The following is an 8736-nucleotide window of genomic DNA, read 5'->3' on the forward strand; positions in this document are numbered from 1 at the left end:
CCGCGCTGCCGGACCTCCTCAAGGCCGCGGGCATCCCCTGCCGCGTGTACGGGCTGCGAAGGGACCTCACCGAGGACCTGGTGGACGGCAACCTCACGTACCGGCCGTTCAGCGAGAAGGGCTTCATCGACGACTTGCGCACCTCCCGCGGCGTGGTCGCCAGCGGCGGCTTCACGCTGATGAGCGAGGCCGTCTACCTGCGCAAGCCCGTGCTGAGCATCCCGCTGGAGGGCCAGTTCGAGCAGATCATCAACGCCCTATATCTAGAGCAGCTGGGGTACGGGATGTACGTGAAGACGCTGACGGTGGACGCGCTCAAGGAGTTCCTGTCGCGCGTGCCGCGCTGCCAGCAGGCGCTCCAGGGCTACGAGCAGGAGGGCAACACGAAGATGCTCACCGCGCTCGAGGAGCAGCTTGCCCTGGCGTACGAGCACCGGGGGCACTGGGCCATGGAGATGGCCCAGGACTGACGCCCCGCGCGGCGCCCCTGTCAGTGCAGGGGCACGTCCTGGTTGTTGTTGCGCTCCGCGGCCCTGCGCGAAAGCTCGGTGAGCCAGGAGCGGGTGAGGGGCGTCTGGCTGTCGACGCCCCGGTGCGCATCCTGGCTGCTGCTCTGCGGGAGCAGCCGGTTGGCCCAGGCGAGCAGCGTGGCGGTGAGCTCGGGCGCGAGCGCGCGGCCCACCGCGCCCAGCTTCGCGGCCGCGCCCACCAGCACCTCCGCGTCGCCCCGACGGCAGCCGTCCAGGATGAGGCGCGCGGAGCGCTCGGCGCTCACGGAGACGCCGGGCAGCGAGTCGCTGATGGAGAACCACGCGTACTCCGCCTCGTGCTGGCCCTTGAAGCGCGCGTTGAGCGGGCTGCCGGTGCGCATGAGGCCCGGGCACACGGTGGTGACCCGGATGCCGTCCTGGCGCAGCTCCGCGCGCAGTCCATCCGACAGGCCCACCAGCGCGAACTTGCTCGCGGAGTAGGGCAACAGGTGCGGCACGCTGAGCCTGCCGCCCACGGAGGCGATGTTGACGATGCGCCCCTCGCGCCGCTGCTTCATCGCGGGCAGCACCGCGAGCGTCGTGTGCAGGGGGCCCCACAGGTGCGTGTCCACCGCGTCCTCGAAGTCCTCCACCGTCATGGACTCCATCGGCCCCACCTGGATGGTGCCCGCGTTGTTGATGAGCACGTCCACCGCGCCCCAGTGCTCCAGCACCGCGCCCACCATCGCCTCCACCTGCACGGAGTCGCGCACGTCGCACGGCAGCGCGAGCACCTCGCCGCCCTCGCGCTCCAGCTCCTCGAGCGCCCGCTCCAGGGACTGCGTGTCGCGGCCGCACAGCGCCACGCGCGCCCCCTCGCGCACCAGCTGGCGGCAGAGCACCAGCCCCAGCCCGCGCGAGCCGCCGGTGACGAGCACCGTGCGCCCCTCGAATGAATAGCGCGGGCGTCTGAGGAGCCCGCGCAGCCCCAGCGCCGCGCCGATGCCGGCCGCCGCCAGCGTGCCGGGGGTGAAGCGCGCCGCCGTCCTCTTCTTGCGCCAGTCCGCCATGAGGTGACCTCCGGGAAGCCTTCAGGGCGCGGGAGCCGCGGCCGAGGTGTCGTACTGGGTGAAGCGCTCGAGCAGCGGGCGCACGCGCCGGGCCGCGTCCTTGCCGCACAGGTGGTGGCGCAGCCGCCCGTCCGCGTCGAAGACGAGCCACGCGGGCGTCTGCTTCACGCCGTACGCGCGGGCCATGGAGCCGTCATCCACGGCGATGGGGTAGACCAGCCCGTGCTCGCGCGCGAAGGCCTCCACCGCGTTGGTGTCGCGCAGCTCGCTGGCGGAGTGGGTGACGTCCACGCCGATGACCTTCAGCCCGCGCGGACCGAACTCCGCGAGGAAGCGCTGCAGGGACGCGAAGTCGTTGGCGTCCGCGTCCTCGGCCAGGGAGAAGAAGTGGAGGAGCACCGGCAGCTCGTCCAGCTCCGAGACGTGGACGGGCGCGTTGATCCACCCGCCATCCGGGTCCAACAGGGTGAGGGGAATGTCATGCGTGGGCATACGGGCTCCCGCGAAAGGGGCTGGGACTTGAGGGACGCTCCTCAAGCTATGCATCCCCCAACGCCCGTCCGGACCGGGGTGCCGGCCGCCTGCCCGGAGCAGAACGTCCGGCGCGGCTGTCGCTGGACGGCAGGCCCTCCGAGAGGGCAGACAGTCGCTCTCATGCGCATCCCCGATTTCAAGCTGGAGCGGTACTTCGCGCGCTGGGAGTTCGCCACGCCCTACACGCTGTGCTCCTCCGACATCGAGGGCTGGAAGATGAAGGAGCTGCTGGCGCTCGCCGACCCGGACGCGCTGGGGCGCTGGGAGGCGCTCACGCTCGGCTACACCGAGGCCCCGGGGCTGCCCGCGCTGCGCGACGAAATCGCCACGCTCTACCCAAGCCTGTCGTCGGACGAGGTGCTCACCTTCGCGGGCGCCGAGGAGGCGGTGTTCATCCTGATGAACGTGCTCCTGGGCCCGGGTGACCACGCCGTCGTCACCTGGCCGGGCTACCAGTCCCTGTACGAGGTGGCGCGCGCCACCGGCGCCGACGTGACGCTGCTGCCCTTGCGCGAGGAGGACGGCTGGGCGTTCGACGTGGAGGCGCTTCGCCGGGCGCTCACGCCGAGCACGAGGCTGGTGGTGGTGAACTTCCCCCACAACCCCACCGGCGCGCTGCCGGACCTGGCCACGTTCCAGGCGCTGTGCGCGCTGTGCGACGAGCGCGGCATCCACCTGCTCTCCGACGAGGTGTACCGGCTGCTGGAGCACGACGCGTCGGCGCGGCTGCCCGCGGCCGTGTCGCTGTCACCGCGCGCCTTCAGCCTGGGCGTCATGTCCAAGGCCTTCGGCCTCGCGGGGCTGCGCGTGGGGTGGCTGGCCTGCCGCGACGTGGACGTGCTGCGCCGCTGCATGGCGTACAAGGACTACACGACCATCTGCAACAGCGCTCCCAGCGAGGTGCTCTCCCTCATCGCCCTGCGCGCCAAGGAGCGCGTGCTGGCGCGGAGCCGCGCCCTGCTCGCCTCGAACCTGGCCCTGCTGGACGACTTCTTCGCGCGCCACGCGGACACGTTCCACTGGGTGCGTCCGCGCGCCGGCAGCGTGGCCTTCCCACGGCTGCTGCGCGAACAGCCCGTGGCGCACTTCACCGACGCGCTCGTCCAGCGCGAGGGCGTGCTGCTGCTGCCCGGAGACGTCTATGACTTCCCCGGCAATCACTTCCGCCTGGGCCTGGGGCGCACCAGCCTGCCGGAGGCCTTGTCACGCCTGGAGCGCTTCGTCTCCGACACCCGGTGAGACATCCCACGTGTGACAGAGGGCGACGCATTGCGTCAGGTTTTGCGCCAGGTTCACGGTTTCCGTGTTCTCGACCTTTTACACCCCGAGACTCTAGAGTGGACGCTCCCCTGTCTGGTCCCCCACCCGACGGGCAGCTCCCCCACTCCGAGCCGGAGGCGTTCCACGATGAAGAAGCTGATGGGTACGGCGGTTGCCGCAGCAACGCTGTTGTTCGGTACGCAGGCCTTCGCGACCGACTACACGCTGTGGATTCACGGACGGAATGGTGGAACCACGCAGGCGGGCAACTACGCCGACTTCAGCTACTGGGGGCCGGCCAGCACCTCCGCGGGCGTGAACAAGAAGGCGGTGAACTGGAACGGCAAGGAGCGCATCGGCGGGCAGAACGCGCGCATCCGCGACGCGCTCGACTGCTTCTGCACGGGCAACAACTGGTGCTACATCGCCGTGCACAGCGCGGGTGATTTGCAGATTGGCTATGCGCTCGCCATGTATGGGACGAGCCAGCGCTCCAAGAAGAACGCGTCGCCCAACGCGAGCGGCGTGTGTGGCAACACGGACGGCTCCACCCAGACGGGCTGGAACATCCGCTCGGTGCGCGTGGCGTCCGGCGCCGGCGGCGGCAGCGAGCTGGCGGACCTGGGTGAGTGGGCGGTGAGCGAGCCGCTGGTGAGTGACCTGGTCACCACCACGGCGCGCACGATGTACAACCACAACGTCACGGCGGACGTGAAGTTCTACATGTACGCGGCGGCCAAGGGCACGCTGTACTCGGGGTTCTTGCCGGGCCAGGACGACGAGGCGGTGGCGTACCACTCGACGGGCGGCGTGTCGGGCAGCGCGGGCAGCTCGCTGTGCAACCCCGGTGACTGGTTCTGCGGCGGCACGCTGACCACGGGCACGGGGAAGACGAGCAACGGCCTGGCCAAGTGGCTCAACCACGACGTGAAGCTGCGGGACGACGGCGAGTCGTTCAATCACTACGCCAACGGGAACTGGGGCGGCATCGTCGCCAAGGTTCGCGAGGCCGTCGTGGCGGAAGCGAAGTAGGGCCCTCGCCGCGAAGCACGCATGATGCCCGCCCGCCCTGAGTCCGCTCGTGTCTCCCACCCGCGTCGTCTCGGGTGGGCCTTCGTGGTGATTGTCCTGCTCCTCGGAGGCGCGGCGTGGTGGCGATGGAGCGCCGGGGCCGGGCAGGCGGAAGCTGGCGAGGCGTCCGCCTCCGCGCGGGCCGCCTGGAGGGGCTCTCCGGCCGGCCCTCCGTCCAGGCTGGAGCGCATCGGTGACGACGTGGGGCTGGCGCAGGGGCCGCCCGCGAATGCCCAGGGCACGCACGTGTCGGTGGTGAACCTGGAGCAGCGCGAGCGCCTGGCCCGGCGGGAGATGTGGGCGGAGCGCCTGGCGCGGGCGAAGGAGACGCTGGAGTCGTACGTGGCCTCCACGCGGTATCCGCCGCAGTCCCGCTCCATCCGCGACCATCCGGACCAGGTGGTGCTCGCCGAGCCGGAGCGCACGCGTCCGCTGAGCCGTGAGCACACCGACGTGCAGCTGCGGCTCAAGCAGGACCGGGTGTTCGTGGTGGGTGACGAGGTGGTGCTGTTCTCCATCTCCTGTGAGGACGCGCACCGCGCGCCGAGGCCGTGCGAGGTGCTGTCCGCCACCGCGCGCGAGGCCGACCACATGCCGGGCGCGGGGGGCATGCCCGCGGTGCCCGTGGCCTTCACGGATGACGGCGCGGCGGGTGATGCGCTCGCCGGGGATGGCGTCTTCACCGGGCGCTTCCAGCCGTCGAAGCAGGGCTTCCCGCTGTACTCGGGCACGCTGCGCGTGGACGTGCAGGTGCGCTCGGGGCGCGCGGAGGGGGCGGCGTTCCTGGACATCCTCTACACGCCGACGCCGCCCGCGGTGCTCACGGGCAAGGTGCGCGAGGTGGTGGAGGATGGCTCGCTGTCCTTGTACCTGGGCATCGACGTGCGCAAGGCGGGGCGGTACGTCGTCGCCGGTCGTCTGGACGACGAGAGCGGCGAGCCCTTCGCGCACGTGTCCTTCAACGAGGAGCTGAAGGAGGGCGCGCGCGAGGTGAAGCTGAGCGTCTTCGGCAAGCTCGTGCTCGACGACGCGCCCACGTTCCCGCTGCAGCTGCGCGACGTGGAGGGCTTCCTGCTCAAGGAGTCCGGAGACCCGGACCGCGAGCTGATGGCCACGAAGCGTGGCTATCTGCACACCACCCAGGTGTATCCGTCGTCCGTGTTCTCTCCCTCGGAGTGGCAGGGTGAGCAGCGCCTGCGCTACATCGACGAGTACCAGCGCCAGGTGGACGAGGCCCAGCGGCAGTACGACTCCACCTTCGAGGAGCCGAGCGAGAAGCGGCCTTGAGGGAGGGGCGGGCCTGCCGCGCACGGCAGGCGTCGCGCCCGGTCCGGTTGGCTCGAGGCCGCGCGTGACGCGGCGGTTCGGGAGGTGTCCGCGTGGCAGGTCGCCTCGCGACCGCGCGTGACGCGGCGGTTCGCGAGCGTCAGGTCGAGGTCGGCTCCGGGACGCGCTCGGAGGCGGAAGGCTCGCCCGGGAGGTCGGTCTGGGCCACGGCGGGGTCGACGAAGACCGACTGCTCGCTGAGCGCCGCCACCTGCGGGGAGAGCGCCTCGGCCGAGGCCTCGGTGACGACGCCCGGCGAGGAGAACGAGTCGAGCGAAGTCGCCGTGTCGACGGGCTGTGCGTCCGGCTGGAGCTCCACCGACTCCGCCACCACGTCCACGCCCTGCGCGCTCATCGCCGCGCTGACGGGCACGCTGGCCGCCGCCGGGTTCGCCGCGAGCGAGCCCATGACGCCCGCGAGCGCCGCGTCCCCCGGGCCCAGGTCCTCCGGCACCAGGTCGCCCAGGTCATCCAGGTCCGCGAGGAACTCGCTCGGCCCCGCCGGACGCACCGACGCGTCCATCCACTCCGCGGCCGCGTACCTCCCCGCGTCCAGTCCATCCGCGCCGCCCACCGCGTCCTCGAACCCGTCCATGTGCAGGTCGAGCGCCGGGTGCACCGGCCCCCACGCGTTGCCCGGCGGGTCCAGCATGGAGAGCAAGTCCTCCGGCGCGTCCACGCTGGGCGAGGACGTGTCCAGGTTCTGCAGCTCCCACGCGGCCTCGTCCGGCGACAGGATGTCCGAGGCATCCGGCACGCTCCCGCCCCCGCGACGCGACGACGGCCCCACCGCGTTGCCCGCGTCCCGCGGCGCGCCCAGCGACGAGGGAAGCTGCGAGCCCAGGCGCTGCGCGTAGCGGGGCGCGGCGGCCTCGAAGGAACTCTCCCCGGAGAAGACGCGCAGGGCGGCGTGGTCCAGCTCGCGCGTGTCGCCCGGCTCCATGTCCGCCGACTCCAGCGAGGCGAGGAGCGCGTCGGCGCCGTCCGCGCCGTCCACCTGGAAGTCGCTCTCGTCGGAGAACCCCCGGCGCACCTTCTCCACGGCCTCGAGCGACTCGCCAGGCTTCGTGGGCGCCACGGAGCCCACGTCCGCGTCCAGCGACGTGCGCCGCAGGGACGACAGGATGCTCGAGGACAGTCGGCGGATGGATGTCATCTGTCACCTCCCGGGACGCACGACGGGCTGCATCCGTATTGTCGGTTCTCCCACGGAGAAGTTGCCAGGGGACGGGGGGAGCGCGCCCATCACCTGGGGGGTACACCCCCCTTGGGCTGGTCAACAATCGCGAGCCCCGGGCGCTTGCAACGTCCGCCAGCGAACGAGTGCGGGGCGCGCGCCGAGGTCCCCTGGCACTCAGGTCCCAGCCGTCACACAAAGAGAGATATCCGTAGTGGGTGCCCACCTGGGGATGGGCGCTGGCCTCCCGCTTGCTGGGGGAGGGCCCGAGGAGGCGGTGTCATGCTGCGTTTCGAGAGCGCGGGACAGACCCATATCGGTCGCCGGCCCCACAACGAGGACTCCTACTGTGTCCTGCCGGAGCTGGGGTTGTACGTGGTGGCGGACGGGCTGGGTGGGCAGGAGGGCGGCGAGGTCGCCAGCCGCTGTGTGGTGGATACATTCGCGGGCCTGGGCCAGCGATGGGAGCGGGAGCACGAGGCGGCGTGGCCGGAGGTGGCCGACCCCCGGCGCACGCGCGAGGAGAACCTGTTGGCGGCGTGCTCACAGCTCGCCCAGGCCAACCTGCGGGCTCAGCGGGTGGGCCGGCTGGCGGAGATGGCCTCCACGGTGGTGGCGCTCGCGGTGGGGCGGGACGGCGCGGCGGTGGTGCACGTCGGCGACAGCCGCCTGTACCGCCTGCGGGGTGGCCAGCTGGAGTCGCTCACCCGGGACCACTCGTTCATCGAGGAGCTGCGCGACGTGGGCATGGAGCCCCCCGGTGGCGCCTCCAACTGGCGGCACCTCATCACCCGGGCGCTGGGCACCGACAACGCGGAGCCCACGCTCCAGCGGCTGCATGCCCAGCCCGGCGACGTCTTCCTCTTGTGCTCGGATGGCCTCTACGAGCCGCTGGGCCTGGAGGGGCTGACTCGCAGGCTGTGTCTGTCCTCGGCGCGTGAGGTCTGCGACGCGCTGGTGGCGGATGCCTTCGAGGCGGGGGGCAAGGACAACATCACCGCCGTCGTCCTGCGCGTGGCCGACGCGTGAGAACACGTCAGTGAAGGTGGGAGGGTCAACCGGGGGCTCCCGGGTCATCCTCGCCTTACTGCGAAATCCCCGGATGTTGCGGTAGGGTGGGCCTTCCCGGTGGCGCTCCCGTCCGGGGCCTTCCCCCTCTCGTCCGACATCGCAGCGCATGACGCACAGCCTCGCCGCTCGTCTGACCGCCGCCATCACGCTGGTCATCCTGGTCCTCACCGCGCTGTGCGTGACGTTCACGGGCGTCGTGCTGCGCTCCCGGATGGACACGGAGCTGGCGCATTCCCTCACCCAGGACGAGTCCGCCTGGAGCCGGCTGGTGGCCCAGGAGGGCCGCACGCTGCGGGTCCTCCTGCGCAGCGCCGCGGCGAACGCCCGGCTGCGGGAGTTGTTGTCCGGGCCCACGTTGGATGCCGCCGCGCTCCAGGCCTTCGCCAGGGAGCAGCAGGCGCTGGTGTCGGTGGAGCTGTTGCTCATCACCCGGCCCGAGGGTGAGCTCGTCGCGGGCTCGTACGCGGGCGCGCTGCCCGCGCTCGCGGGGATGGTGAAGTCCGGCACGCCGGGCGTGCTGTTCGTGGGGGAGACGCCGTACTGGGCGGTGTCCCGGCCGGTGGAGGTGGACGGGCGTGGCGTGGGGCACCTGGTGCTCGGCAGCCGGTTCGACGACGCGCCGCTGAAGGACCTGCGCAACCAGCGGGGCGTGGAGCTGGTGCTGCACGCGGGCTCGCGGCTGGTGGCGCGCTCGGTGGACACGGTGTCGCCGGAGGCGTTGCTGGCGGCGGTGGACGCGGCGGACGGGGAGGGGCGG

Annotated in this window: 9 protein-coding genes; 6 read left to right on the top strand and 3 right to left on the bottom strand. The window is 71.7% G+C overall.

Translation table 11 applies throughout. The annotated features are described in order from the left end of the window. Positions 1–470: glycosyltransferase family protein (locus tag FL311_RS37810; RefSeq protein WP_305036180.1), on the top strand; the 470-nt coding region annotated here is incomplete at its 5' end. Positions 471–490: 20 nt separating this feature from the next. Here FL311_RS37810 and FL311_RS37815 read toward each other — a convergent pair. Next, positions 491–1540 carry an SDR family oxidoreductase gene (locus FL311_RS37815; RefSeq protein WP_141332528.1) on the bottom strand — a complete coding sequence of 350 codons (1050 nt, stop codon included), beginning with the start codon at positions 1538–1540 and terminating at the stop codon, positions 491–493. A gap of 21 nt (positions 1541–1561) precedes the next feature. Beyond that, entirely contained in the window at positions 1562–2032 is a 471-nt protein-coding gene (locus FL311_RS37820; protein WP_141332529.1) for a TlpA disulfide reductase family protein, read from the bottom strand. 162 nt (positions 2033–2194) lie between these two features. Here FL311_RS37820 and FL311_RS37825 point away from each other — a divergent pair, with 162 nt between their 5' ends. The 3 genes from FL311_RS37825 to FL311_RS37835 all read left to right on the top strand — a co-directional run bounded on the left by FL311_RS37825 (position 2195) and on the right by FL311_RS37835 (position 5692). Then, positions 2195–3313, top strand: coding sequence for an aminotransferase class I/II-fold pyridoxal phosphate-dependent enzyme (locus FL311_RS37825; RefSeq protein WP_141332530.1), 1119 nt, complete (start codon positions 2195–2197; stop codon positions 3311–3313). Positions 3314–3481: 168 nt separating this feature from the next. After that, positions 3482–4366, top strand: a complete 885-nt coding sequence (locus tag FL311_RS37830; RefSeq protein ID WP_141332531.1) for a hypothetical protein — start codon at positions 3482–3484, stop codon at positions 4364–4366. A gap of 21 nt (positions 4367–4387) precedes the next feature. Further along, positions 4388–5692: a choice-of-anchor X domain-containing protein gene (locus FL311_RS37835; RefSeq protein ID WP_141332532.1), complete on the top strand. Its 1305-nt coding sequence runs from the start codon at positions 4388–4390 to the stop codon at positions 5690–5692. A 139-nt stretch (positions 5693–5831) separates the two neighbouring features. Here the strand turns inward: FL311_RS37835 and FL311_RS37840 are convergent, their stop codons facing one another. Beyond that, positions 5832–6887 carry a hypothetical protein gene (locus tag FL311_RS37840; protein ID WP_194869533.1) on the bottom strand — a complete coding sequence of 352 codons (1056 nt, stop codon included), beginning with the start codon at positions 6885–6887 and terminating at the stop codon, positions 5832–5834. 303 nt (positions 6888–7190) lie between these two features. Here FL311_RS37840 and FL311_RS37845 point away from each other — a divergent pair, with 303 nt between their 5' ends. Together FL311_RS37845 and FL311_RS37850 are read left to right on the top strand one after the other, a co-directional pair. Continuing rightward, the gene (locus FL311_RS37845; protein WP_194869534.1) at positions 7191–7937 is read left to right on the top strand and encodes a PP2C family serine/threonine-protein phosphatase; all 747 of its coding nucleotides are present in this window, start codon (positions 7191–7193) and stop codon (positions 7935–7937) included. 148 nt (positions 7938–8085) lie between these two features. Further along, a partial coding sequence (locus FL311_RS37850) for a cache domain-containing protein (protein WP_305036181.1) occupies positions 8086–8736 on the top strand: 651 nt, incomplete at its 3' end.

The sequence above is a fragment of the Myxococcus sp. AB025B genome (assembly GCF_006518215.1).
Lineage (GTDB): Bacteria > Myxococcota > Myxococcia > Myxococcales > Myxococcaceae > Myxococcus > Myxococcus fulvus.

Excerpts from the sequence above, each read along its gene's own strand:
- FL311_RS37835 (WP_141332532.1), top strand. The coding sequence starts at position 4,388 with ATGATGCCCGCCCGCCCTGAGTCCGCTCGTGTCTCCCACCCGCGTCGT.
- FL311_RS37830 (WP_141332531.1), top strand. The coding sequence starts at position 3,482 with ATGAAGAAGCTGATGGGTACGGCGGTTGCCGCAGCAACGCTGTTGTTC.
- FL311_RS37840 (WP_194869533.1), bottom strand. The coding sequence starts at position 6,887 with ATGACATCCATCCGCCGACTGTCCTCGAGCATCCTGTCGTCCCTGCGG.
- FL311_RS37825 (WP_141332530.1), top strand. The coding sequence starts at position 2,195 with ATGCGCATCCCCGATTTCAAGCTGGAGCGGTACTTCGCGCGCTGGGAG.
- FL311_RS37820 (WP_141332529.1), bottom strand. The coding sequence starts at position 2,032 with ATGCCCACGCATGACATTCCCCTCACCCTGTTGGACCCGGATGGCGGG.
- FL311_RS37845 (WP_194869534.1), top strand. The coding sequence starts at position 7,191 with ATGCTGCGTTTCGAGAGCGCGGGACAGACCCATATCGGTCGCCGGCCC.
- FL311_RS37815 (WP_141332528.1), bottom strand. The coding sequence starts at position 1,540 with ATGGCGGACTGGCGCAAGAAGAGGACGGCGGCGCGCTTCACCCCCGGC.